This window comes from Vitreimonas sp. (assembly GCF_036392335.1).
GTDB lineage: Bacteria > Pseudomonadota > Alphaproteobacteria > Caulobacterales > Aquidulcibacteraceae > Vitreimonas.
On sequence record NZ_DASVYD010000008.1, the window covers coordinates 26,013 to 49,819 of the forward strand.

A 23,807-nucleotide genomic window follows, 5' to 3' on the forward strand; every position below is an offset into this window, starting at 1 on the left:
AAGCGTTAGCGCAACGGCTTGGCCTCGCTGGGCGCGTGCTCGTCGCGAAACATGGCCGCGAGATCGACGGTGGAGCGCTGGCCAAGCGCGTCGAAATGCTCGGCAAGCCATTGGTCAGCCGCGGCCCGACCGGTCTCGAACAGCTTGTTGAAGAAACCCAGATCGGTGTTCAGATCGACGCCCAAGCCAAGCGGCGTCAGCGCCGTGCCCTCGCTCACATTGTGGACCAGCATCTTGCGATAGCGCTTCGAGGGCAGCATCTGCTGATCGAGCAAGCGTCCGACGAATTCGATGGCGCGGAGTTCGCTCAAGAGATTGGCGTTGAAATTGATCTCAGCGACGCGGGCGGTGATCTCCACCGGCGAACGCGGCGCGCCGGGACGTTCGAGCGGATTGATCTGGACGATGACGATGTCGCGCGTGGATTCGACGCCGAACAACGGAAACAGCGCTGGATTGCCCGTATAGCCGCCATCCCAGTACGGGACGCCGTCAATCATCACCGCCTGAAACAATTGCGGCAAGCAGGCGGAGGCCATCACGTGATCGGCGGTCAGCTCGGCGTTCTTGAAAATGCGAATCCGGCCCGTCTCGACATTGGTGGCGCCGATAAAGAGTTGAATCTCATCGCAGGCGCGCACGTGCTCGAAATTCACCAGCTCGTTCACCACCTCCTTGAGCGGGTTCACGTTGAGCGGATTGAAATCGTAGGGGCTGGCCCAGCGCGACGCGATGTCAGCCCACATGGCGAGGTAGGATTCCGGCGCCCAACCGGGTTTGAACGCGTTCAAGAACGCCATCATCGGCGTGCGGCGATAAGGATTGGTGCGGCCTTCGCGCGCGATGTTCTCCCAGAATTGGCGCAGCTTCATGCGCGCGCCCGCCGCGCCGCCCTCGCGGAAACCATCGGCCAACACCACCGCGCACATTGCGCCGGCGGACGAGCCCGACACGGCCTTGATGGCGATGCGCTCATCCTCCAGCAAACGATCCAGCGCACCCCACGTGTAGGCGCCCAGCGCGCCGCCGCCTTGCAGCGCGAGCGAAATCGGCTTGGGTTTGGCTTTCGCCTTGCTCACTGCGCCGTCCAGCCGCCGTCGACACTGAGCGACGCGCCGTTGATCTGGTCGGCGGCCGGGGTGGTGAGGAAAAGCGCGATGCCAGCAACATCTTCGATCCTCACGAATTGCTTCGTCGGCTGTGCCGCGAGCAGCACATCGTTGATGACCTGCTCGCGCGTCATGTTGCGCGCCTTCATCGTGTCGGGGATTTGGTTTTCGACCAGCGGCGTCAGCACGTAGCCTGGCGAGATGGCGTTGCAGCGCACGCCGAACGCCGCGCCCTCAAGCGCCACAGTCTTGGTCAAGCCCACAATGCCATGCTTGGCGGCGACGTAAGCTGACTTGAATGGCGACGCCACATGCGCATGCGCCGAAGCGATGTTGATGATGCGCCCGTACTTGCGTTCCTTCATCGGCCGCATCGCGGCGCGGATGGCGTGGAACGCGGCCGACAGATTGAGCGCGATGATCGCGTTCCATTTGTCGACCGGGAAATCCTCGATCGGCGACACGTATTGGATGCCGGCATTGTTCACGAGCACATCAAGGCGGCCGAACGCGCCGACTGCGCCTTCCACCATGCCGGCGCAAGCTTCCGGCTGCATCAGATTGGCGCCGTCATAACGGACCTCGACGCCGGTTTCGGCGGCCAGGGCCGCGCGAACCTTCTCAATTTCGTTAGGATCGCCCAGGCCGTTGAGCGTCACATTCATGCCCGCCTTGGCGAAGGCGGTAGCCACGCCCAAGCCGATGCCGCTGGTGGAGCCGGTGACCAATGCGGCTTTACGTTCGCTCATATGCTTACCTACTCCTTGGTCGTCTTGCGCGCGTGCGCCGGAACCGCTAGCGCAAGCGGGGATATAGCCGGCCTGCGGCGAGCGAGGGACACGTCATGGATTTTTCCGCGCCTATCAATGCCTTCGTCGCGGGATTTCCGGATTTCATCATTCAATTGGGCGTGGCCCTCGGCCTCTTTGTCGCCTCGCTCATCATCTACGTCATTATGACGCCGCATAAAGAGCTCGCCCTGATCCGCGCTGGCAATCCCTCGGCGTCGCTCGCTTTTGGCGGCGTCGTGGTCGGTCTTGCCATTCCTTTGGGCTCCTGCCTCGCCCACTCGTTCGGCGTCTGGGATTTGCTGATCTGGGGGGTGGTGACGCTGCTCATCCAGCTTTTAGCCTTCCGCTTTGCCGATATGTTCCTGCGTGGCCTGCCGCGCCGTATCGCGGAAGGCGACGTCGCCGCGGCGGTATTTCTGATGAGCGTGAAAATTGGCCTGGCGCTGATCCTTTCCGGCGCCGTGGCCGATCCCAATGTAAGCATGATCAGAGGCGGCTGATTTGTTTCGTCTGATCCCGGACTGGCTCCTTTACATCATCGCCATCGCGGCGGTGGTGTTTGTGCTGTTCCGCGTCGATCAGCGCGCGGACGCGCCCGAAGCGCTGCCCGACGCTCCCTCGATCAATGGCTCGTTCCTGCCGCCGCCGTCGATCTACGATCCGGAAGTGCTGGTCGAAGTTGGCCCGGTCTCATCCGGTATGGGCTCGGCCTTCGCCATTTCCGAACAGGGTTGGTGGCTCACCGCCCGCCATGTCGTCGACGGCTGCGAACATGTCGGCCTCATCGTCGCGCGCGGCTCAGCTGTGCCCGTGGTGGACGTGAAGCGCGCCCTGTTCGCCGATCTCGCGCTGCTGCGCACGGACCAGGCGCCGGCAGCGTTGGCGCTCGACACCTCCGAACGCGATTTTCAAATCGGCCAACGCGCTTTCCATGTCGGCTTCCCGCAAGGACGGCCCGGCGAAGCCTATTCGCGCCTGATCGGTCGCGAGACGCTCGTAGCGCGCGGGCGTTATGATGTTGAGGAGCCGGTTCTCGCCTGGGCCGAACTTGGCCGCACCTCCGGCCTGCATGGCTCGCTTGCTGGCATCAGCGGCGGCCCCGCGTTCTCCGCCAATGGCCAGGTCATTGGCGTGACGGTTGCGGAATCGGCGCGCCGGGGCCGCATCTACACGGCGGCGCCATCCTCGATCCTGCGTCTACTACGCGTAGAGCAAGTGGACGCCGTCGGCGCGCCAGCGCCGCGTCTGACCTCCGACAATTACGGGCAACAATCAGATGATTTGCGCCGCCAGCTCGCAGTCGCGCAGGTGGTGTGCGTCGCGCCGGGCGAAGGGCCGCTCTGATGAGCGCCTTCGCAGACCGGCTGATTGAGAGCGTCCGCAAGCACAACACCCCGCTCTGCGTCGGTCTCGATCCCTTCGCCGACAAAATTCCGACGGCGCTCTTCGGCGACGTCCGCGAGGACATGCAGGCGCTGCTGAAGTTCGGCGCCAGCGTCATCGACATCGCCGCCAAGCATTGCGGCGTGTTGAAACCGCAACTCGGCCTGTTCGAGCAATTCGGCGAGATGGGCTACGCGGTGGCGCGCATGCTGTGCCAGCACGCGAGCGACACCGGCATGATCGTGATCCTCGACGCCAAGCGCGGCGACATCGGCACGACCGCGGAAGGTTATGCGCGCGCCTCGCTCGGCCCCAAGCCCGGCTTCAACGCCGATTGCGTGACCGTGAACCCCTATATGGGCAAGGACACGCTGGAGCCGTTCGTCTCGCTGGCGCAGCGCGAGGGCAAAGGCGTCGCCGTCCTGGTGCGCACCTCCAATCCCGGCGCCGGCGATGTGCAAGATCTGCAAGTGGGCGGCGCGCCGGTGTGGCGGCGCGTGGCCGAAATGCTGGCGCCGGAAACGCAACGCCTGCTCGGCGCCAGCAATTGGTCGGGCCTCATGGCGGTGGCCGGCGCGACCTATCCGGAAGAAGCGCGGGCGCTGCGCGAGGCGATGCCGCACGCGCTCTTCCTTGTGCCGGGCTACGGCGCGCAAGGCGCGAGCGCGACGGACGCCGTGGCCGGTTTTGTTGCAACCGGGAAAGGTCTGGAGGGCGGCGTAGTGAATTCGTCGCGCGGAGTGACCTATCCACAAGAAGCCCAGGCCGCGACCAGCCTGGCCGCGTGGCGCAGCGCCATAAGTGACGCGATGACTCGCGCGGCTGGGGAACTCCGCGCAGCTGTCATGCGCTGACGCGCGACAAGCCCACCGAGATTGGTTAATTTTGATTCGGGGGATGCGCCCAAAACGGGCGCGCGAGGGAGACACCCATGCGCATGAATGTGACGCGCGCCCTTTTTGCCGCGCTGGCGATGCTCTTCGCCACACCTGCTCTTGCTGATGGTCCAGGCGACGCCGGCCCGAACGTCGCCGCGCCGCCGGTGCGCGCCGCGCCGGCGCAAGCCGCGCCATCGGCCCAACGTGCGGCCGCGCCTGAAGGCCGCTCCGGTCTTATTCCGCTGAACGGCGACGAACTCACCATCAACGTGCCGGACGGCTACCGGCTGTATTCGGCCGAGGAGGCCTACGCCTTCCTTCAACGCAACAGCGCCGCCGCGCCCAACGGCACCGTGCTCGGCCTGCTCGCGCCGGCCAACACAGATGTGCGCGCCAACAATGTCTGGGCGACCGTGATTTCCTATGACGCCATCGGCTACGTGCAGGCGGAAACCGCGTCCGGCCTGAGCGACGCAAATCTGGAAGCGCAAACGCGCGACGCGCGCGCGGCGCAGAACAAGCCGTTTGAAGGCTTTGCCGTCATGCCGGCCTTTGTTGGCGAAGGCACGCCGCAAGTGGTTTGGGCCGAGCGCACGGCGGCGCCTGGCGGCGGCCAAGGTAAGGACTTCCGCCACGAGTTGAAATTGCTCGGCCGTTACGGTGTGGCGACGATGACCAGCATCGGCAGCGCCGACCAGATGCCGGCGATCGAAGCCGCGGCGGCGGAGATGCAAAACATGCTGAGCTTCCCGGCTGGCCGCACGCACGCGGATTTCCAGGCCGCGAGCGACACGGTGTCGGCCTATTCGGTGCCGGGTTTGGTGACGGGCGTGGCGGCGGAAACGCAGGCGCTCGCCGAAACGGCCGGCTCGGGCGGCGAAGCGCAAACCGCGTTCGGCGGCCTGGCGGGCTATTTCCCGTGGATCGCGCTCGGCGTCGTCGTGCTGGCCGGCGTCGGCTACATGATGATGCGCCGTCGCGACGACGATGATGAGGACGATGAGGAAGAAGCGGCAGCTTAAGCGCCGCATCTTATTGTGCGAGATTGGAGCGCGGCGAAAGCCGCGCTTCTTTTTGCCGCTAGGCGATGAAAATGCCTCCGTCACGCAGCGCGATCGCGAAACGCTCCAAGCCTTCGCCATTGCAGGGACCGCCAGCACAGGCGCCCGTTTCCAGCGCAAAGCTCGCCCCGTGTGCGGTGCAGACCAGATAGCGGCCTTCCTGGATCACCATGCGTCCGTCCGGACGCTCCATCGGATAGCCGGCGTGCGGACAGCGATTGCGGAATGCGGCGATCGACGCGCCGCGCCGCGCGACGACAATCGAGAGCCGCGCCTCGCCCTCCGCGAAATCGACCACGATCGCGCCTGGATTTGGCACCGCGTCGAGGCGCGCCAAGAAGAGGCCGGGCTTCGGCGTCACACGCCTTCCGCTTTGAAAGGGCGCGACAACAGCGCGACAATCGCATCGTCAATGCTGATGCGTTCGCCAACGATAGCGTCGACGGCTTCACAGATCGGCATCTCGACCCCGTACTTCGCCGCGAGCGCCACGACCGCCGGCGCACTCTCCATGCCTTCGGCTACGGAGCGGCGTTCGGCGAGAACATCCCGCAGCGCGCGCCCTTCGCCGAGGGCCGCGCCCAGCGAAGTGTTGCGCGAGGTGAGCGACGCGCAGGTGAGCACCAGATCGCCCAAGCCGCAGAGCCCCGAGAGCGTTTCGGCTTTGGCGCCCATCGCCAAGCCCAAGCGGGTGAGTTCGGCGAAGCCGCGCGTGATCAACGCCGCGCGCGCGCCGTCGCCGAGCTTGCGGCCTTCGGCGACGCCACACGCGATGGCGACCACGTTCTTCACCGCGCCGCCGATTTCGGCGCCGATAAGGTCGTCCGCGAGGTACGGCCGGAACGTCGGCAAGCCGATGGTGGCGACCACGCGCTGCGCGAGCGTGGCGTCGGCGCTGGCGATCGTGGTGGCCGTTGGCAGTCCGCGCGCGACATCCTTGGCGAAGCCGGGACCGGAGAGCACGGCCGGGCTGAGATCGGGGATTTCTTCCCGCAGCACATCCGTCATGAGCGCCAACGAACCGCGCTCGACGCCCTTGGCGCACAGCACCAACGGCGCGCCCGGCCGTAGATGCGGCCGAATATTCCGCAACACGCCGCGCATGTGCTGGGCGGGCGGCGCCGCCAGGATGAGGTCAGCCTTGGCCGCGTCGGCGATATCGTTGGTGGCGCGCAGTGCCGGGCTCAGCGGGATACCGGGTAGGAAGAGCGGGTTCTCGTGGGTGTCGTTGATGCCGCGGACGACCTCGCCTTCGCGCGCCCAGATCAGCACCTCTCGGCCCGCGGCGGCCGCCACCTGGGCCAAAGCGGTGCCCCAGGCGCCGCCGCCCAAGACGGCCACTGTTTGGTAGGGCTCGGTCACAACGCTGAATCCTTCATTGATCGTTCAATAGAAACCGCATATCCTGTAAGGATGGACGAAAAGACAGCCACCCGGGACCGCATCCTTCAGGCGGCCATGACCCGCATCAAGCACTATGGCTACGGCAAGACAACCATGGCCGAGATCGCCGCCGATTGCGACATGTCCCCCGGCAACATCTATCGCTTCTTCGAAGCCAAAATCGACATCGCGGAGGCGATGGCGCGTAAGCACTACGCCGAGGAACAGGCCGAGATGGCCGCGATCGCCCGCAAGAAGGAATGGCCGGCTGATAAGCGATTGCGCGAGATCTTCTTCAAAAGGCTTCGCGATTCCTATTGCATGCTGGAGGAAAGCGACAAAATCATCGAGGTCGCCGAGGTGCTGCACCGCGAGCGCCCGCTGTTCGCCAACGAGCAATTGGCGCTGGAGCGCGTGTTCCTGTCGGCGCTTTTGGAAGAAGGCGAGAAGGCCGGAATTTTCGCGCCCGGCGACCATATGTTCAACGCCGAGATGATGCAGGCCGCCACCATGAAGTTCGGCGTGCCGCAGCTGTTCTCCAAGCTCACCCTGCCCAAACTGGAGCGTGAGCTCGAGGGCGTGCTGAACCTGCTCCTGCACGGCCTCTACGCCCGCAAATAAGCCCCACCAAAGAGTACAGCCTCATCATGAAACGTCGGCTACACAAATGCTGAACGAAAACCATTTTATTCATTGCTCATGTGACGGCGTCAGGGTACATAAGCTTCACCGAACAACGCCAAGCCCTGGAGCCCCCCATGACCGCCAACCGCCCACCCCATCTGATCAGCCTCAGCTTCGTCCTTGCCGCCGCGCTACTTGTCGCCGTTGCGATGACGCCGATCTTTGAAGTCGCTGCGCGCGTCGTCGCCTAGAGTTTCTGCCCAGGCGCGTTCCCAGCGCGCCGCGGTCCTTGTGCAGGCGCGAAGGCCTCGGCCTTCGCGCCTCTCTTTTGCCCGCAAATATGGATCGATATTAACGAATGGCCCTGCATTTTTGCATAACAGGGCTGGTTTTTGCCGACTTCTGCCTCGGCATGGCAAAGATTATCTAAGTGCCATCGATGTTCGCACTCGCAGCATCGATTCAACATCCAGGAGTTTGGAATGTCTGCGCAAGACCTGCCTGCCACCGCTCGGGCTCTGTCCGTGGTGGTCGCGATCGCACTGGTCGCGACTGCGCTGGCACCCCTGTTGTTCGCCGCCGCGCGCGTCGTGGCTTGACCTGGGCCTAAGCCTTAGCTCCCTTGCGTCCCGGCTTGTGGCTGGGACGCAAGCGGGCGGCGGCCTCATCTAACGGCCAACGCGGCCGGGCCGGAAATGACAGGTCGTCACTAAATCCCAGCCGCAATCTTTCAGCCCCCGCCAAAGCGATCATCGCCGCATTGTCGGTGCACCATTTGAGCGGCGGAGCGATGAAGTCATAGTTCCGATCCTTGGCCAGAGCTTCAAGCCGCCCCCGGATCGCGTGATTGGCCGCCACACCGCCGGCCGCCACCAATCTTCCCTTCGCCCCCCAGACGGTATCGAACTCCCGCATCGCGTTGCGCGTGCGGTCGGTGATGATGTCGAGCACCGCCGCCTGGAAGCTGGCGCAGAGATCGGCTTTATCCTGATCCGTCAGCACGCCGAGCGCGGCGACCTCGCGCGCGCAAGCGGTTTTCAAGCCGGCAAAGGAGAAGTCACAGCCCTCGCGTCCCACCAAGGGCCGCGGCAGCGCAAAGCGCTTCGGATCGCCATTTTTCGCGGCTTTTTCCACGAATGGCCCGCCGGGGAAGCCGAGGTCGAGAAGCTTGGCGAGCTTGTCGAAGGCTTCGCCAAGCGCGTCATCAATGGTGGAGCCAAGACGGCGGTACACGCCGACATCCAACACCGAGATGAATTGGCAATGCCCCCCTGAGACCAGCAGCAAAAGGTACGGGAAGGTCGCGCCGCCTTCAGCCAGACGCGGGCTCAGCGCATGGCCTTCGAGATGGTTCACACCGATAAGCGGCTTGTTGTGCGCCAGCGCGATCGCTTTACCGGCCATCAGCCCGACCATGACCCCGCCGATCAGGCCAGGGCCCGCCGTTGCCGCCACCCCATCTAAATCGGCAAAACTCATCCCCGCATCGGCCATCGCGGCCTTGATGGTCCCGTCCAAGCCCTCGACGTGGGCGCGGGCGGCGATTTCGGGGACGACGCCCCGATAGGGGGCATGATGGGCCGCCTGGCCCAGCACGACGTCGGACAGCACATGCGGCCCGGCCTCATCCAGGCGCAGCACAGCGGCCGCGGTCTCGTCGCAGCTGGTCTCGATGCCGAGGATGGTGAGCGGCTTCATCGCGGCTCATTTGGCGCGTTCCCCCGCGCCGCGCCAGCGGCTAAGTGCAAGTCATGGCTGTTCTCTTCCGCATCGGCGCGCGTGGCTCGAAGCTTTCGCTGGCGCAGACCGAACAGACGCGCGCGCGGTGGGCCGCGCTGCTGGGCGTCGAGACGGGGGCGCTGCCGATCGTGCCGATCGTCACCACTGGCGACACGATCCAGGATCGACGGCTGATCGAATCCGGCGGCAAAGGCCTTTTCACCAAGGAGCTGGACGAGGCGCTGCTCGACGGCCGCATCGATATCGGCGTTCATTCGCTGAAGGATCTGCCGACGCGGCTGCCAGATGGCATCGTGCTGGCGTGCGTGCCGGAGCGCGAAGATCCGCGCGACGCGTTTGTAAGCTTGAAAGCGAAAAGCTTGGCCGACCTGCCGGCGGGCGCGAATGTCGGCACCGCGAGCTTACGCCGCCAAGCGCAAGTGCTCTACGCGCGGCCCGATCTCGGTGTTGTGACCTTGCGCGGCAATGTCGATACGCGGTTGAGAAAATTGGAAGCCGGCGAGGCGGACGCAACGTTCTTAGCGCTCGCCGGATTGAAGCGTTTGGGTTTGGAAGACCGCGCGGCAAGCCTGGTCGACCCGACTGAGACGCCGCCCGCGGCGTGCCAAGGCGCGCTCGCGATCACGGCCCGCGCCGATGATACGCGCACACTGGAAGCGCTCAGGAAATTCGAGGCCGCCGACGCGCGCATCGAAATCGAAGCCGAGCGCGCTTTCTTGGAAGCGCTCGATGGGTCGTGCCGCACGCCCATCGGCGCATTGGCGCGCGTGAGTGGCGGAGCATTGCACTTTATTGGCGAGACGCTGACCCCGGATGGGGTAACGCGCTGGCGACGCACCGAAACGCTCACGCTCAGCGCCGATGCGATCGCGCAGGCGCGGGCGTTGGGCGCGCGGCTTGGCGGCCAAATTCGTGACGAGGCGGGCGACGCCATTGTGATGGATCATGAATGAAACGCGTGGCCATCACGCGCGCGCTGCCTGAGGCCGAGGCAACAGCAGAACGTCTGCGTGAATTGGGCGCCGAGCCCATCATCGCGCCATTGCTGACGATCGTGCCGTGCGCCTACGACACCAACATCGACGGCGCGCAGGCGCTGATCTTCACCAGCATCAATGGCGTGCGCGCGTTTCCGGCGATCCGCGAGGCGCAGGACAAGATCATCCTCACCGTGGGCGACGCGACCGCCGCGGCGGCGCGGGCGGCGGGGCACAAGGATGTGCGCTCCGCCGATGGCGACGTGGCGTCGCTCACGGCGCTCGCGAAAGCCACGCTCGATCCGGCCAAGGGCAAAATCATTCATATCGCGGGCGAACACATTGCCGGCGATTTAGCCGGCGAGTTGCAGCGCGCCGGCTATCAGATCGAGCGGCGCACGGCGTATGCGGCGGTGCAGGCGAGCGTGCTCCCGCCGCAACTCACAGAAGCCTTGGATATCGTGCTTTTCTATAGCGCGCGCGCCGCCGAGGCGTTCTTAGCGCTCGGCGCCCCCAATGCGGCGCAACTCACAGCCGCCTGCATGAGCCCCGGCGTGGCTGAAAAAGCGGCGAAAACCAACTGGAAGCGCATAATCGTGGCGCCCGCGCCACGCGAAGACGATCTCTTGCGCGTCACACTCCAAGAGTAATTCTCCCCTGCTGGGGCAAGCGCTTGAGCGGCTTCACCGGGGGCCGTAGGTTTCTGCTTCGGCCCCGACTCATTTCCGATGCGAAATCGCGGAAATGTCGCGGGAAATTTTGGGGAGCCACATGAGCAGAGACGACGACGAAGCGGAGCGCGGACGCGCCGAGCCGATCGACGTTGAGTACGAGCCGGCCTATCGCGACGATGATCGTCGCGGCGGCGGCATCGGTGGAGGCACGGCTCTGGCGCTGGCGGTGTTGGCCGCGGGCGTGGGCGCCGCGGGCGGCGCGATCGCGCCGCGTCTGCCGGCGGTGCAAGCCGCGCTCGACAATGTGGCGCCCTTGCAGGCAGCGAGCGTAAATGGCGCCGCGGCGCCGTCGAACGTCACAGAATTGGATCAGCGGCTCGATGCGATCGAAGCGATCGTCAACGCGCCGCTTGCGATCGCCGCGAGCGACGAAGCCGAGGGTGGCAGCGCCACGGCGCGTCTCTTCGCGCTGCAAGCTGGCCTGCGCGACGTCGAAGGCCGCTTGAGCACGATGCCGTCGACGGCGGAAGTGCAAGCGCTTGTGACGGAAGTGCGCCGCTTGCAGGAAGAGCTGCCAGCCGTGGCGGCGGAAGCGCGCGCGGCCGCGACTGCGGCGCGTGCGTCTTACGCGGTGGTGGCGGCAGCGGAAGCCGCGCGCTCGTCTGGGCCATTCCCGCAAGCACACGCCGCGCTCGCGACCTTGTTGCCGAACGACGCGAACGTGGCCGCGCTCGAACCGCTCGCACGCACCGGCGCGCCGACACGGATCGAATTGCGCGACCAGTTTGACCGTCTCGACAACGAGATCATCCGCGCAGCACGGCAGAGCCAAGCGGGCGGCGGTTTCTGGGGCCGCATTCAAGCGGCGCTGGCGCAATGGATTGTCGTGCGCCAATCGAACGCCGGCGACACGCCGGAAGGCATCGTCGAGCGCGCCGAGCAATATCTCGCCTCCGACCGTTTGGCTGAGGCCATTCAAGAATTGAACCGGCTGACCGGCGCCTCCAAGCGCGTCGCTCAGCCCTGGCTTAACGACGCGCAGCGCCGGCTCGAAATCGACCAGCGCCTCGCGGCGATCCGACAAGAATTGTCGCGGAGCTAAAGCACGATGTTGCGCCTCGCTTTCCTTCTCATCATCGCCGTGATGGCGATGTTGGCTTCGTGGCAGATCGTCACCACCGATCCCGGCACGGTCGAGATCAATTGGTTCGGCACGGAAGTGAGCACGAGCGCGCTGTTCGGCTTGCTGATCCTGGTCGTGCTGATCGCCATCGCACTGCCGGTGCTGCGCTTGCTGATGTTCTTGATCGATGCGCCGGGCCGCATTGGTAAAGCCGGTCAGCGCGCGCGCATCCGCAAGGGCCAGGAAGCTCTGGCGCTGGGCTTGATCGCAGCTGAAGCAGGGGAGTTCGAAGAGGCGCGCCGGCAAGCGGATCGCGCCGAGGATTTGATCGAAGAACCACGTTTGGCGATGCTGCTGCAAGCGCGCGCCGCCGAGGTCGCCGGCGACACGGCGGCCGCCGAGCGCGCCTATTCCGGCATGCTGCAACATGAGGATACCGAAATCCTCGGCCGCAAAGGCCTGATGGCGGCGGCGCTGAAACGCGGCGACCGCACCGCGGCGCGCGCGCACGCGGAAGCAGCCCTCAAAGCCTCCAAAACTTCAACATGGCCTTATCAATACGCCTTCGATCTCGCGGTGCAGGCCGGTGATTGGGACAACGCGCTGGAAACACTTGAGATCGGCGACAAGCGTAAGCTCGTCGAAGACAAAGTCGCCAAGCGCCGCCGCGCCGTGCTGATGGCCGCGCAGGCCGCGAAGATGGAGCGCGAGCGGCGTATCGATAAAGCGTCGGATCAAGCGCAGAAGGCCTTCCGCATGGCGCCGCAATTCGCGCCCGCCGCCGCGCTCGCCGCGCGCCTGTTGGTGGCTGAAGGCAAGAACGAACGTGCAGCCTCGATCCTCGAAGACGCCTGGGAAAGCGCGCCGCACCCGGCTCTCGCGCACGCCTATCGCGATCTCGCCGCCGGTGAGTCGCGCGAGGCGCGCGCCGGTCGCATGAGCGCCTTCGCCGACAAGCGCCGCGATCATCGCGAGTCGAAGATCGTGCTGGCCGAACTTGCGATGGAGCGCGGTGATTGGGCGACGGCGCAATCGCTGCTGGAAGACGCCTATCGCGAAAATCCCTCGTCGCGCATTTGCATCCTGTTCGCGCAAGTGGCGCGCGGGCGTGGCGACGAGAACGGCGCGCGCACCTGGCTGGCGCAAGCCGCCGCCGCGCCGCGCGAATTGGATTGGTCGGATCTCGATCCGGAAGGCCCGGCCTTCATGTATGACGACACCGATTGGGCGCGGCTCGTTTATGTGTTCGGCGACAGCGGCCAGCTGATCCACCCGCGCATGGAGCGCGGCCAAAACGATGCGCTCGGACCGGTGCTGGCGCTGCCGACGGCCGCACTCACCGCGCCGCGCGCGGACCTGCGCGCCGAGCGCGCGCCGGATGAAGCGGAAATCGAAGAAGTGCGCTAAAAGCTAGCGCGCCTCGCTTTCATCGACGAAGTGCCCCCAAGCTTCGTCGCTGAGCATGCGCGCGCGGCCGAGATCGAATACAGCGACGCGCGCTTCTCTGGAAAAATCCAGCCCGTCGCCGCCGTCGAAGGCCTCGGGAATGGCGGCGACATGATAATCCATGCCATTGCGCCGCGCGAAGGCGGCGTTGGCGATCAAGGTCGCGCGCAAATTCGCCTTGAGCGCGGCGTTGAGCGCGCGCTCGGCGACACTGATCGGCGCATCGACGGTGATCTCCAATTCGGGATCGGCTTTGCCATTCACGATCACCCAGACCCTGCCGCCCTCTAGAACCCGATTTTGATCATCCCAGGTCCACAGCATCTGCGGCAGCGCCACGAACGGATTCATCACCCCGCCGTCGACATGCATCTCGTCGAACACTTCCGGCGCGCCATCCGGCGCCAAGCCGCGTTGCGCACTGATCATCACCGGCGGAAACGCGCCCGGAATGCTGGCCGACGCCTGCAGCACGTCGCGGAATAGCTCAAGCGCTTCCGGCCCGCCGCGCGCGGCGATCGCGCCCATATTCCAAATCACGCCGCGCTCGGAATCGAGATCGGTGGTGGCGACAAGCAAGGTGCGGCCGGCATTGTGTTCAACGGCAATGCGTTCAAGCATCTCCGCGTCGATATAGGTCTCGATCAATTCGCGCAGCGGCGCGGCGCGGAACACGCCGGAGCCGACGAATGCGCGCAAACCGCGGTTTTGCAGCAAATGCGAGGCTTGGTCGCTCGTGTAAGCCTCGCGCAGCTCATCGTCGTACTCAGCGCCCAGAAACACGAACGGCGCCGCAAGCGCGCCGGTCGAAACGCCCGTCACCACTTCAAAATCCGGACGATCGCCGCGCTCGGTCCACGCCGTGACGAGGCCTGCCGTATAAGCGCCGTTGGAGCCGCCGCCTGAGAGCGCGATCAAATCGAAATGCCCATCCGGCCCTCGCGGCACGCCCTGGCTCAAGCCTTGTTCGAGCGCCAACGCGGCGTCGCGGTCCTCAACAGAGAAACGCACGCCCGGAAACCCAATCGGATAGGCGCCGTCGCGACTGACAATGCCGAAGTCCGAGCGCGAGCCGCTGGCGCACCCGGCCAGCGTCAGCGTGCATGACAAAGCGATGAACGCGGAACGGGCCGAGACGCGCATGAACTCACCAAAACAGGGGCCTGCCGCACCTTGTACGGCAGGCCTCTGCATCAACTCAATTGCGGGCGATCGCCTCAGTTAAAGCTCTCGCCCTTCTCCGCCTTCGCTTTGAGCATGGGCGCGACGGCGACGCCATACTTGCCCAAAGACGCCACGATTTTGTCGAGTCCAACCGTATCAGCCCAGAACATCGGCCCGCCCGTATAGGCCGGCCAGCCATAGCCGTTCAGCCAAACGATATCGATGTCGGACGCGCGTTGAGCCATCTTCTCATCGAGAATCTTCGCACCTTCGTTCACCATCGGATAGAGCAGGCGCTCCAGAATCTCCTCATCGCCCACAGCACGCTGCGGCTTGCCGGATTTCGCTGCGAATTCCGCGATGATCGCTTCGGTCTCCGGCGATGGCGAGGGCTTCCGGTTCTCGTCGTAATCGTAGAAGCCCTTGCTCGTTTTCTGTCCGCGCCGGCCGCGCTCGCACAGCACGTCGCGCACACTGGCGCTCTTCGACGTCTCCGCGCTCCAGCCAATGTCGAGACCCGCAAGGTCCGACATTTGGAACGGCCCCATCGGGAAGCCGAACTCGGTCAGAACCCGATCGACATCCCACGGCTTGGCGCCTTCGAGGATCAGCGCTTGCGCTTGTTGTTGGCGCTGGCTCAGCATCCGATTGCCGATGAAGCCGTGGCACACGCCCGAGACGACGGCGACTTTGCCGATCTTGCGCGCCAGCTCCATGCTGGTTTTCAGCACCGCTGGAGACGTCTTGGCCCCGCGCACCACTTCCAGCAGCTTCATCACGTTCGCCGGCGAGAAGAAGTGCAGGCCAATGACGCTCTCGGGCCGCTTCGTCTCCGCCGCCATTTCATCGATGTTCAGATAGGACGTGTTCGACGCCAGGATCGCGCCTTGCTTCACCGTCGCGTCGAGGCGGCGGAACACATCGCGCTTGATGTCCATGTTTTCGAACACGGCTTCAATGACGAGGTCGCTATCGGCCAGCGCATTGAAATCGAGCGTCGGCGTCAGCAAGCTCATCGCCTTCTCGACTTGCTCGGCTGTGATGCGGCCCTTCTTCGCCGTGTTTTCGTAATTCTTGCGGATGATCGCCACGCCGCGATCGAGTGCCGCCTGCTCGCGCTCCACGATCGTCACCGGAATGCCGGCCGACAGGAAGTTCATCGTAATGCCGCCGCCCATCGTGCCGGCGCCGAGAACGCCCACCTTCTTGATCGGCAGGGTCGGCGTATCAGCGGGGATGCCATCGATCTTGGCGGCGGCGCGCTCGGCGAAGAACACATGACGCAGCGCGCGCGATTGCGTGCTCGCCATCAAGCGCATGATCAGCTCGCGCTCTTTCTTGATGCCGTCGGCGTAGGGCAATTCCACCGACGCCTGCACCGCCTCGATGCACGCCGCCGGCGCCTCAAGCTTATTCAGCTTGCGCGCATTTTCCTTGCGAAAGCGCTCGAACAGGCCAGGGTCCTTCTTCGATTCTTCGATCTTATCGGTGCGCTGGCTGCTCTTGGGATGCGTGGCCTTCTTCGCGACGTCGCGCGCAAACGCGATCGCGTCGGCTTCCAGCGAGTCTTCGCCCGCGAGCTGATCGACCAGCTCCAGCGCGTGCGCCTTCTTCGCCGCGATCGGATCGCCGAACACGATCATCGGCAGCGCTTCGGCGGCGCCGATCACGCGCGGCAGACGCTGCGTTCCAGCCGCACCCGGCAGAATGCCCAGTTTCACTTCCGGCAAGCCCAGCTTCGCCGACGGCACGGCCACGCGATAATGGCAGCCTAGCGCCACTTCCAACCCGCCGCCCAACGCTGTGCCATGAATGGCGGCCACGACGGGCTTTGCGCTCGCTTCGATCTCGTCGCAAACCACGCCGAGCCCCGGCTCCTGCATCGGCTTACCGAATTCGGTGATGTCGGCGCCGGCAAAGAAGGTGCGGCCCTCGCAGCGGATCACCACCGCCGCCACGCTCGCATCCGCCTGCGCCTCGCGGATCGCCGCCTGCAACCCCGCCCGCACCGCATACCCCAGCGCGTTCACCGGCGGGTTGTTGGCGCTCACAACCAGAACATCGCCATCCTTGCGGGTCGTTACTGCGGACATTGGGGTCTCCTCTTGTTTTCGCGCGGAAACTAGCCGACGCGACCGCGCGCGACTACCGCGCAGATCGCCCTTCTCGCTGCGTCAGACTTCAAGCAGATCGCGGTTGATCTGATCGATGCGCGTGACGCCGGTCAGCGCCATGGCCACCCGCATTTCGGCCGCAATCAGCGCGAGCACATGCGCCACTCCGGCCTGACCGCGCGCCCCCAACGCATAGGCCCAGGCGCGCCCGATCAGCACGCCCCGCGCGCCCAGCGCCAGCATGCGCACCACATCGAGCCCGGAGCGGACGCCGCCATCGGCGAGCACGGTCACGCGATCGCCCACGCGCTCCACAATGCGCGGTAAGGCGCGGGCACTGGAATACACGCCGTCCAATTGGCGCCCGCCATGGTTGGACACGACGACGCCATCCGCGCCCGCTTCCGCCGCCGCGTGCGCATCCTCGGCCTCAAGCACGCCCTTGACGATCAGCGGCCCCTTCCAGCGCGCACGCACCCAATCCAGGTCGCGCCACGTGAGCGACGGATCGAAATTCGTGCGCATCCACGCGAAGAAATCCTCAAGCCCGGCCTTGCCTTTGAGCACTGGCGCGACGGTGCCGATGCTGTGCGGTCCGCCGCGCACGCCCACATCCCAAGCCCAAGCCGGCCGCGCCATCGCCTGCGCCAGACGGCGCATTTGCCCTGCGAACCCTGGCGCTCCGGCCAGTCCCGAGCGCACATCGCGATAGCGCGCGCCTGGCAGAGGCAAATCCACCGTGAACACCAACGCTGGACACTTGGCGTCCTGCGCCTGCGCCAAGAGATCGCTCATGAAGCCGCGGTCGCGGATCATGTAGAGCTGAAACCAGAACGGCGTCTGCACCTGCGACGCGACCTCGCCCAGTGAACACGCGCCTACGGTCGAGAGCGTAAACGGCACGCCGGCCGCCTCTGCGGCGCGCGCGGCCTGCACCTCGCCACGCCGCGCCGCCAAGCCTGCCAGCCCCACCGGCGCCAATGCTACCGGCAGCGCCTGCTTCGCACCAAACAACGTCGTCGACAGATCAATGTCGGACACATCGCGCAGCACACGCTGCTTCAGCGCAAGCGCCGCCAAATCCGCGACATTGCGCGCCAACGTCTGCTCCGCATAGGAGCCGCCATCGATGTATTCGAACAGAAAATGCGGCAGCCGCCGCCGCGCAAGCTCACGATAATCCGCAACCGACGCCGCGATCATGCCCGCCTCCGCCCGACGCCAACGCCTCTTCAGCTCATACACGTAGGCTGTCAATCGTCGCGCGCTAGCTGACGCATCCATCGACCAGCGTGATGCAGCGTGAACAGCGCGCGGCCACGTGTTCGTCATGGGTGCAGATTAGAAACGTCGACGCTTCCTCGCGATTGATTTCACGCATCAAGTCGAGCACCTGTTCGGCCGACGCGCGATCGAGATTTCCGGTCGGTTCGTCGGCCAGAATGAGACTGGGCTGATTCATGAGCGCGCGTGCGATGGCCACGCGCTGCTTCTGGCCGCCGGAGAGCCGATTGGCGCGATAGTCCGCACGATCAGCAAGTGGTGAAGCTGGAACACGAATCCCAGCCGCCGGTTTCGGAACGCCGCGCGCTCGGAATCCGTCAGCGCATCGACGCGCTCACCTGCGATCGACAGTGCGCCCGCGCTTGGCCGCAACAGCAGCCCCATGATCGAGAGCAGCGTCGACTTGCCCGATCCCGACGGGTCCATCAGCGCGACCAGGGACAAGGCGATCTCCACCGCCCGCGTGCGCTCAACCGCGGTCTCGACCTGCGGCGGGCGCATGCGCCCGCATCAGCACCGCACCGACGACGGCCAGCGCAAGCCTGCCCGCGCGCGCCGCCTGTTCCGTCGAGTCTTTCGCCTGAGCGGCCTGCGCCGCCCCCGCATGATCCCGCGCGCACGCATCCCGGAACACCGAACGCGCCCGACTCGTTGCAGTGTTGCTTCGACTAGACGGCGTAAGCCGCCCCAACATTCGGCGGCCGATTATCCAAGTCTTTGAAAACATGGCGCACCCGAAGGGATTCGAACCCCTGACCTTTGCCTTCGGAGGGCAACGCTCTATCCAGCTGAGCTACGGGTGCTGAAGCTTCCCACCGGCGGGCCGGCGGCGCGGGCGGCATCTCTAGCCGAGCTTTACGGCGAAGGCGAGCCTTTGGAGACGGCGATTGCGGTGCTGGTTTTCAGCTTTGCTGGCGGCTTCCGCCTGGGCCTTGGCGGCCTGCGCGCCGGCTGCGGCGCCCCCAGGCGATCCCGCGCTCTGGCGGATCGCCGACGCCGATAGCGAAATCTGGCTGTTCGGGACCGTCCATGTGCTGCCGCCCGATCTGCATTGGCGGAGCGATCGGGTGAACGCGGCGTTCGCGAGCGCCGATGAGTTTGTGACCGAGACGGACACCTCGCCCGCCGCGACGGAGCAATTTCCCGGTCTGGCGCAGCGCTATGGCATGCTGCCGCCGGACCAAGCGCTATCAGCGCGCTTGGCGCCCGAGGATCAGCAACGCCTCGCGGATGCGACGCGCGCGCTGCGGCTCGATCACGCCCAGATCGAACGCATGCGTCCGTGGTTCGCGGCGCTACAGCTCTCTTACGCCTATGCGCTGCGCGAAGGGCACACTTCGGACGCGGGCGTTGAATCTGTATTGGCGGCGGAGGCGCGATCGCGCGGCAAGCGTTTGAGCTTCTTCGAGACGCCGGATGAGCAAATTCGGATTTTGGCCGACCTCTCGCCTGCCGACGAGACGCACTTCCTATCGGTGACGCTGCGTCAAATCGCTGACGAAGATGAATCGCTGGACGCCATGGATGAAGCATGGGCGCGCGGCGATGTGGCGGCGCTCGAAGCCGCGCTCGCGCCGCAATGGGCGGAGGCCGGCCCGGCCGTGCACGAGGCGGTCATTCTGCGGCGCAATCGCGCCTGGGCCGACGAGATCGCGACGCGTCTCGACGGCTCAGGGCGGGTGTTCATTGCGGTGGGTGCGGCGCATTTGGTCGGTGACGGCAATGTCGTAGACCTTCTGCGCGCGCGCGGAATCGCGGTGGAAGGACCTTAGCTTGCAGGAGGTGGGCGAACGATGCGTCCCTGCAAGTTGGCTTGCACCTCGCGCGCATCGAACGCGTTTGGATCATCAGCGGGCTTGCGGCCGCTGAACATCGCGATCTCGGCCACGGCTTCGTAGCGCGTCACTTCGCGATAGCTGGTCGGCTCATCCCAGAACGGATCGTACCAGGGGCTCCAACCGCGGCGCGGCGAGAAATACCAATAATCAAAGCCAAAACGCGGCGTACGCGGCCCGGTGCTTTGCAGACGCGAATGCTCCTCGGTGTCGCGGTTGGCGACGATGAAATAATCGTGGCCGCTTTCCAGGGTGAGTTCGGCGGCGCGGTAGAGCAGATAGGTCTCGACCGTCTCACGATCGGTCAGCGTGTTGCCACGGAAGGTGATGCGGACGCGGTTGTTTTCGATCCGCTGTTCTTGAAAACCATAATTGGTATTGGTCGCCGCCGGCTGATACGGCGTCGCGGTCGCGCAAGCCGCCAGCAACAGGGCGGAGGCGGCCAGGGTCATCAGCGTGCGCATGACAGGCATCTCCATATTGACGCTTCGTTGCATCAAATATGGAGCGCCCGCGGGTGTTCCGCCAATCCCAAACTAGTGATGCAGCCAGTGGTCCGCGGTGTTGAGCTTCGGCGGGGCGATGGTCTCGCCCGTGGCAAGGCGCACCGAATGGATCACTGCATCAATCTCGCGACGCCAATAATCGAGGAATTTGTGTATGCGCGGATAGGAGGGCGCCAGGTCGAGCGTCTGCCACATGAAGCTTTGCAGCAGCGATGGGTGATCGGGCATGTAATAAAGCACCTCGGCTGTCGCCATGCGCCAGCCCTTGAGGCGAAGTGAAAATTCGTCCGTCTCCATGTCGCAATCAACCTCCGACAAACTAACGACCCACCGGCGCTCATGTTTCTCAGATGATCGAGGCTGACTGATCCGCGATTATTTCGTCAATACTCTTGCTTCAGCTAGCAACCGCCGACCGATGCTGCCAACGCGCGTCCGACCTTGGTGCATAAGCTTTTTCGCCCAAAGCGAAGCGTGCGCGGCGCCGCGCAATTAATCGCGCAGCAAGATCAACGCCGACGCCATGAGCAGCAATGCCCCCACAAGGGCCGAGAACGCGCGTCGCGCTTGGTCTTTGCGCAGTACGTTGGCGAGCGCGCCGCCGGCAATGCCGTAGCCGCTCATGGCGACGCCATCCATCGCGATCATAGTGGCGCCGAGCAGCGCAAGCTGGGGGGCGGCTGGGCGCAACGGATCAACGAAGGGCGGCAGCACCGCGGTGAAGAACACGATCGCCTTTGGGTTGGAGAGTTGCACTGCGAAGCCATCGCGAAAAGCGCTGGTGAGATCGGCGCCCTTGCCCACGTCGAATGGCGCAACCTTATCGCGCCACGCCGCCCACAACGCCTTGGCGCCGAGCCAAGCGACATACAGCCCCCCGATTATGGCTATGAGACGGAAAGCGAGCGGAAAGGCGTGGACAAGCGCGCTCAGGCCCAGCGCGGCCGCCGCGATCCAAACAAGGTTAGCGGCGTTCATGCCGGCAACGCCCAGTAGCGCCGCTTGCGGGCCGGCGCGGACGCCGGTGGCGATGGCAAAGATATTCGCGGGGCCGGGGGTGATTGCCATCACGGCCATGGTGGCCAGAAATAACGCATAGAGCGCGGGATCGACGGGAAGCATCGGGACTCGTTCGAAACAAGGACAGGAACATGGCGCGCGCGTCCGCGCGGCGGCGTTAGCCGGCGGTCTGTCGCGCCTGTCGGTGTGCGAACAAGATCATGACATGCGTGTGCGCCAAGCCGCTGTGGCGCGCAAGTGGCGTTAACGTGAACGTTCCAGGGCGCGGGCCTTAACCATGCGCTGTGACGCGAAGTGGCACGCGAGATAGCCCAGAGCGATCGGCGGAGCCCCGATCGCGAGCGGCAGGATCGGCGAAATGCCGTTCTCTGCGAGCGCGCCGGCTACCAGCCATAGCGTCAGCGGAAAACCGATCAACAAGAGCATGATGCCGGCGATCGAGAGTAGTCTCGCTTCGGCACGCAGGCTTGCGGCGGTGGGACGAGTGGTGCGCATGGCGACTACGCTGCGAAAATCGCGCCACTCGCGAACGCGTGATGCGCGTGCGCCATGCGTGACCCGCACGCCGCGCGATCAAGTAATTGTGTTGCGGGGAATCCTCGGTTCTCCTCATCCAACCTTAAGGTCGAGGAACTATATTCGTCGTTACAGCGTCCCTTTGCAGAACGCAGGACCAAGAAGACGCACGGTATGGCACTTTCGGATCTCCTTACGCCAGGCGAGGACGAACTCGCAGAGCACTACCCGAGCCGGGTGGAGCATGCGGCGGATGGGATTGTGCATGCCGTCGGCATCCTTGCAGCACTGATTGGCGGCGGCCTCCTTGTAGCCTTGGCTCTGGTTAATCGCGGCGTGCCGCTGGCGACCGGCGGTGCGATCTACGCACTCTGCTTGATGGCGATGCTGGCGGCTTCGGCGGTCTATAATCTGACGCGACCGTCGCGGTATCGCCGGGTGCTGCGGCGGCTCGACGAAGCGGCGATCTTCCTGATGATCGCGGGCTCGTACACGCCGTTCACCATTCAGCTGCTGCCGCCCTCGTTTGCGATTGGCGTCACCGTCGCGATCTGGATCGCGGCGCTCGCGGGCGCCGCGGGCAAAGTGTTTTGGACCGCGCTTTCCGACAAAGCCTGGTGCCTGATCTATCTGGCGTTTGGCTGGCTTTCAGTGCTGGTGCTGGGCCCGGTTGTGCCGACATTGCCGCCATTGGCGATCGCGATGCTCGTGGTTGCGGGCGTCACATATTCCGGCGGCGTGTTGCTCTATCTGAACCACGCGCTGCCCTTCCGCCGTGCGCTGTGGCATGCATGCGTGATCATCGGCGCGGCTGGGCATTACGGTGCTGTGTTCGTCGGCCTGGTAATGTAAAGCACTCCGCATGAGCGGATGGCGGGACGCGGACCGCCGCACGGCGGCGGATCGGCGAAAGCAAGAGAATGACGCTGCGCGGGCGCGCTTGGCCGAGCGCGTGCGGAACCGGCCGTTGAGCCTGGTGAAGCCTGCTCTGAGTGCGGCGTTCGTGGCGCTGCTGATTTTCGCGCTACTGCTCGCCTTCACCTAAGCGCGGAACGAATGCGCCGACCGATTGTTGTTCAAGCTCCACTTACATTGAGGAGCGAGCCCCCATGCCTACACCCACCGGCCATACGACCGCGATTCGCGCCAAGAAAGTGATCGGCACGTCCGTGAAGGACACCAGCGGCGAGAAGATCGGGACGATCGAAGATATCGTGCTCGACAAACAATCCAATTCGATTCTGTTCGCCGTCGTTGGCTTCGGCGGCGTGCTGAAGATGGGCGAGAAATTTCATCCGCTGCCGTGGGCGGCGCTGAATTACGACGAGGACGAGGATTCCTACGTCGTCCCCTACACAAAGGACGAGCTGAAGGCCGCGCCCGCCGACACCATCTCCGAACTCACGAAGAACGATGGCATCGCCTATCGCGACCAGAGCCATGCCTTCTACAAGGTCGATCAATATTGGAGCTAAGCGCGTAAGCGCCTAGATGTAGCGCGCCTGCCGGCAACGGCGGGCGCGTTTGCATGCGGGGCGCTTCATGGGCTCGTCATCGGCTATCGCGCGCGTTCTGTATGACGCCTCGAAGCGCACGCTTGCCGTGACCTTCACGAGCGGCAAGAAATATATCTACGAGGACGTGCCGCCGGACGTGGCGCTGGAATTTCAAACCGCGCCGTCGCAGGGCGCGTATTTCAATTGGCGGATCAGGGATCAGTACGAATTTCGGGAGCTTTAGCTCGCCTACTCGTTCTTGCCGCGCTTCTTATCGCGCTCGGCCATGATGCGCAGGCGCAGGGCGTTGAGTTTGATGAAGCCTTCGGCGTCGGCCTGGTTGTAGCCGCCGGCTTCGTCGAAGCCGACGATCTTCTTGGAATAGAGCGAATACGGGCTGGCGCGGCCCACGGTGCGCACGCCGCCTTTGTAGAGTTTCAGCTTCACATCGCCGGTGACGCTCTCTTGGCTGGCGTCGATCGCGGCTTGCAGCATCAAGCGCTCCGGCGTCCACCAGAAGCCGTTATAGATGAGCGTCGCGTATTTCGGCATCAGCTCGTCTTTGAGATGCATGGCGCCGCGGTCGAGCGTGATGCTTTCGATGGCGCGGTGGCCGTACCAAAGGATCGTGCCGCCCGGCGTCTCGTAATAGCCGCGCGACTTCATGCCGACATAGCGGTTCT

26 protein-coding genes, 1 tRNA gene and 2 pseudogenes are annotated in these 23,807 nt (G+C 64.9%); 14 read left to right on the plus strand and 15 right to left on the minus strand.

Annotation, left to right across the window (positions count from 1 at the left end):
* Nucleotides 1-5: 5 nt before the first annotated feature.
* Entirely contained in the window at nt 6-1,079 is a 1,074-nt protein-coding gene (locus VF769_RS01280) for a patatin-like phospholipase family protein (protein ID WP_331006553.1), read from the minus strand.
* Nucleotides 1,076-1,858: a 3-hydroxybutyrate dehydrogenase gene (locus tag VF769_RS01285; protein WP_331006554.1), complete on the minus strand. Its 783-nt coding sequence runs from the start codon at nt 1,856-1,858 to the stop codon at nt 1,076-1,078. Before VF769_RS01285 ends, VF769_RS01280 begins: the two co-directional genes overlap by 4 nt.
* Before the next feature lie 95 nt (nt 1,859-1,953).
* Between VF769_RS01285 and VF769_RS01290 the strand changes: the two genes are divergently transcribed.
* From VF769_RS01290 to VF769_RS01305, 4 genes are all read left to right on the plus strand, one after another.
* Entirely contained in the window at nt 1,954-2,400 is a 447-nt protein-coding gene (locus tag VF769_RS01290; protein WP_331006555.1) for a DUF350 domain-containing protein, read from the plus strand.
* Between the two features lies 1 nt (nt 2,401).
* Complete coding sequence (locus VF769_RS01295; RefSeq protein WP_331006556.1) at nt 2,402-3,244, plus strand: serine protease; 843 nt, start codon at nt 2,402-2,404, stop codon at nt 3,242-3,244.
* The gene (gene pyrF / locus VF769_RS01300) at nt 3,244-4,137 is read left to right on the plus strand and encodes an orotidine-5'-phosphate decarboxylase (RefSeq protein ID WP_331006557.1); all 894 of its coding nucleotides are present in this window, start codon (nt 3,244-3,246) and stop codon (nt 4,135-4,137) included. The genes VF769_RS01295 and pyrF overlap by 1 nt, the downstream gene beginning before the upstream one ends.
* Nucleotides 4,138-4,214: 77 nt before the next feature.
* Nucleotides 4,215-5,183: a DUF2167 domain-containing protein gene (locus VF769_RS01305; protein WP_331006558.1), complete on the plus strand. Its 969-nt coding sequence runs from the start codon at nt 4,215-4,217 to the stop codon at nt 5,181-5,183.
* Between the two features lie 58 nt (nt 5,184-5,241).
* Here the strand turns inward: VF769_RS01305 and VF769_RS01310 are convergent, their stop codons facing one another.
* Nucleotides 5,242-5,583: a Rieske (2Fe-2S) protein gene (locus tag VF769_RS01310; protein ID WP_331006559.1), complete on the minus strand. Its 342-nt coding sequence runs from the start codon at nt 5,581-5,583 to the stop codon at nt 5,242-5,244.
* Entirely contained in the window at nt 5,580-6,584 is a 1,005-nt protein-coding gene (locus VF769_RS01315; protein WP_331006560.1) for an NAD(P)H-dependent glycerol-3-phosphate dehydrogenase, read from the minus strand. The genes VF769_RS01310 and VF769_RS01315 overlap by 4 nt, the downstream gene beginning before the upstream one ends.
* Nucleotides 6,585-6,635: 51 nt before the next feature.
* Between VF769_RS01315 and VF769_RS01320 the strand changes: the two genes are divergently transcribed.
* Entirely contained in the window at nt 6,636-7,226 is a 591-nt protein-coding gene (locus VF769_RS01320; RefSeq protein ID WP_331006561.1) for a TetR/AcrR family transcriptional regulator, read from the plus strand.
* Between the two features lie 609 nt (nt 7,227-7,835).
* Here VF769_RS01320 and tsaD read toward each other — a convergent pair.
* Nucleotides 7,836-8,927 carry a tRNA (adenosine(37)-N6)-threonylcarbamoyltransferase complex transferase subunit TsaD gene (gene tsaD / locus VF769_RS01325; RefSeq protein ID WP_331006562.1) on the minus strand — a complete coding sequence of 364 codons (1,092 nt, stop codon included), beginning with the start codon at nt 8,925-8,927 and terminating at the stop codon, nt 7,836-7,838.
* A gap of 53 nt (nt 8,928-8,980) precedes the next feature.
* On the opposite strand from tsaD, the gene hemC reads away from it, so the two are divergent.
* The 4 genes from hemC (at nt 8,981) to VF769_RS01345 (ending at nt 13,150) form a co-directional block, all read left to right on the plus strand.
* Nucleotides 8,981-9,922 carry a hydroxymethylbilane synthase gene (gene hemC / locus VF769_RS01330; RefSeq protein WP_331006563.1) on the plus strand — a complete coding sequence of 314 codons (942 nt, stop codon included), beginning with the start codon at nt 8,981-8,983 and terminating at the stop codon, nt 9,920-9,922.
* Nucleotides 9,919-10,596: a uroporphyrinogen-III synthase gene (locus VF769_RS01335; protein ID WP_331006564.1), complete on the plus strand. Its 678-nt coding sequence runs from the start codon at nt 9,919-9,921 to the stop codon at nt 10,594-10,596. Before hemC ends, VF769_RS01335 begins: the two co-directional genes overlap by 4 nt.
* Nucleotides 10,597-10,717: 121 nt before the next feature.
* Nucleotides 10,718-11,722: a COG4223 family protein gene (locus VF769_RS01340; RefSeq protein WP_331006565.1), complete on the plus strand. Its 1,005-nt coding sequence runs from the start codon at nt 10,718-10,720 to the stop codon at nt 11,720-11,722.
* A gap of 6 nt (nt 11,723-11,728) precedes the next feature.
* Entirely contained in the window at nt 11,729-13,150 is a 1,422-nt protein-coding gene (locus VF769_RS01345; RefSeq protein WP_331006566.1) for a heme biosynthesis protein HemY, read from the plus strand.
* 3 nt (nt 13,151-13,153) lie between these two features.
* Here VF769_RS01345 and VF769_RS01350 read toward each other — a convergent pair whose 3' ends face one another.
* From VF769_RS01350 to VF769_RS01375, 5 genes and pseudogenes are all read right to left on the minus strand, one after another.
* Nucleotides 13,154-14,332: a patatin-like phospholipase family protein gene (locus VF769_RS01350; protein WP_331006567.1), complete on the minus strand. Its 1,179-nt coding sequence runs from the start codon at nt 14,330-14,332 to the stop codon at nt 13,154-13,156.
* Nucleotides 14,333-14,406: 74 nt separating this feature from the next.
* On the minus strand, nt 14,407-16,446 hold the full coding sequence (locus VF769_RS01355) for a 3-hydroxyacyl-CoA dehydrogenase NAD-binding domain-containing protein (RefSeq protein WP_331006568.1): 2,040 nt from the start codon (nt 16,444-16,446) through the stop codon (nt 14,407-14,409).
* A gap of 81 nt (nt 16,447-16,527) precedes the next feature.
* Nucleotides 16,528-17,670 carry an L-lactate dehydrogenase gene (locus tag VF769_RS01360; protein ID WP_331006569.1) on the minus strand — a complete coding sequence of 381 codons (1,143 nt, stop codon included), beginning with the start codon at nt 17,668-17,670 and terminating at the stop codon, nt 16,528-16,530.
* Nucleotides 17,671-17,734: 64 nt separating this feature from the next.
* A pseudogene (locus tag VF769_RS18515) lies at nt 17,735-18,252 on the minus strand (ABC transporter ATP-binding protein).
* A gap of 225 nt (nt 18,253-18,477) precedes the next feature.
* Nucleotides 18,478-18,554, minus strand: a tRNA-Arg gene (locus VF769_RS01375).
* Between the two features lie 84 nt (nt 18,555-18,638).
* Between VF769_RS01375 and VF769_RS01380 the strand changes: the two genes are divergently transcribed.
* Nucleotides 18,639-19,523 (plus strand): TraB/GumN family protein, encoded by an 885-nt coding sequence (locus VF769_RS01380; protein WP_331006572.1) that lies wholly within the window; start codon nt 18,639-18,641, stop codon nt 19,521-19,523.
* On the opposite strand, the gene VF769_RS01385 is transcribed toward VF769_RS01380, so the two are convergent.
* From VF769_RS01385 to VF769_RS01400, 4 genes are all read right to left on the minus strand, one after another.
* Nucleotides 19,520-20,065, minus strand: a complete 546-nt coding sequence (locus VF769_RS01385; RefSeq protein WP_331006573.1) for a CC0125/CC1285 family lipoprotein — start codon at nt 20,063-20,065, stop codon at nt 19,520-19,522. The two genes, VF769_RS01380 and VF769_RS01385, sit on opposite strands and share 4 nt — an antisense overlap.
* A gap of 57 nt (nt 20,066-20,122) precedes the next feature.
* Entirely contained in the window at nt 20,123-20,389 is a 267-nt protein-coding gene (locus tag VF769_RS01390) for a hypothetical protein (RefSeq protein WP_331006574.1), read from the minus strand.
* A gap of 195 nt (nt 20,390-20,584) precedes the next feature.
* The gene (locus VF769_RS01395) at nt 20,585-21,214 is read right to left on the minus strand and encodes a LysE family translocator (RefSeq protein WP_331006575.1); all 630 of its coding nucleotides are present in this window, start codon (nt 21,212-21,214) and stop codon (nt 20,585-20,587) included.
* A 141-nt stretch (nt 21,215-21,355) separates the two neighbouring features.
* Nucleotides 21,356-21,607: a hypothetical protein gene (locus VF769_RS01400; RefSeq protein WP_331006576.1), complete on the minus strand. Its 252-nt coding sequence runs from the start codon at nt 21,605-21,607 to the stop codon at nt 21,356-21,358.
* 195 nt (nt 21,608-21,802) lie between these two features.
* Here VF769_RS01400 and trhA point away from each other — a divergent pair, with 195 nt between their 5' ends.
* The 4 genes from trhA to VF769_RS01420 all read left to right on the plus strand — a co-directional run bounded on the left by trhA (nt 21,803) and on the right by VF769_RS01420 (nt 23,368).
* A complete protein-coding gene (gene trhA / locus VF769_RS01405) occupies nt 21,803-22,480 on the plus strand; it encodes a PAQR family membrane homeostasis protein TrhA (RefSeq protein ID WP_331006577.1) in 678 nt (225 codons plus the stop codon).
* A 10-nt stretch (nt 22,481-22,490) separates the two neighbouring features.
* A complete protein-coding gene (locus VF769_RS01410; RefSeq protein WP_331006578.1) occupies nt 22,491-22,673 on the plus strand; it encodes a hypothetical protein in 183 nt (60 codons plus the stop codon).
* A 64-nt stretch (nt 22,674-22,737) separates the two neighbouring features.
* Nucleotides 22,738-23,103 carry a PRC-barrel domain-containing protein gene (locus VF769_RS01415; protein ID WP_135212057.1) on the plus strand — a complete coding sequence of 122 codons (366 nt, stop codon included), beginning with the start codon at nt 22,738-22,740 and terminating at the stop codon, nt 23,101-23,103.
* 67 nt (nt 23,104-23,170) lie between these two features.
* Nucleotides 23,171-23,368, plus strand: coding sequence for a KTSC domain-containing protein (locus VF769_RS01420; protein WP_331006579.1), 198 nt, complete (start codon nt 23,171-23,173; stop codon nt 23,366-23,368).
* Nucleotides 23,369-23,373: 5 nt separating this feature from the next.
* On the opposite strand, the pseudogene VF769_RS01425 reads toward VF769_RS01420, so the two are convergent.
* Nucleotides 23,374-23,807, minus strand: a pseudogene (locus VF769_RS01425) (argininosuccinate synthase); the annotation flags it as partial.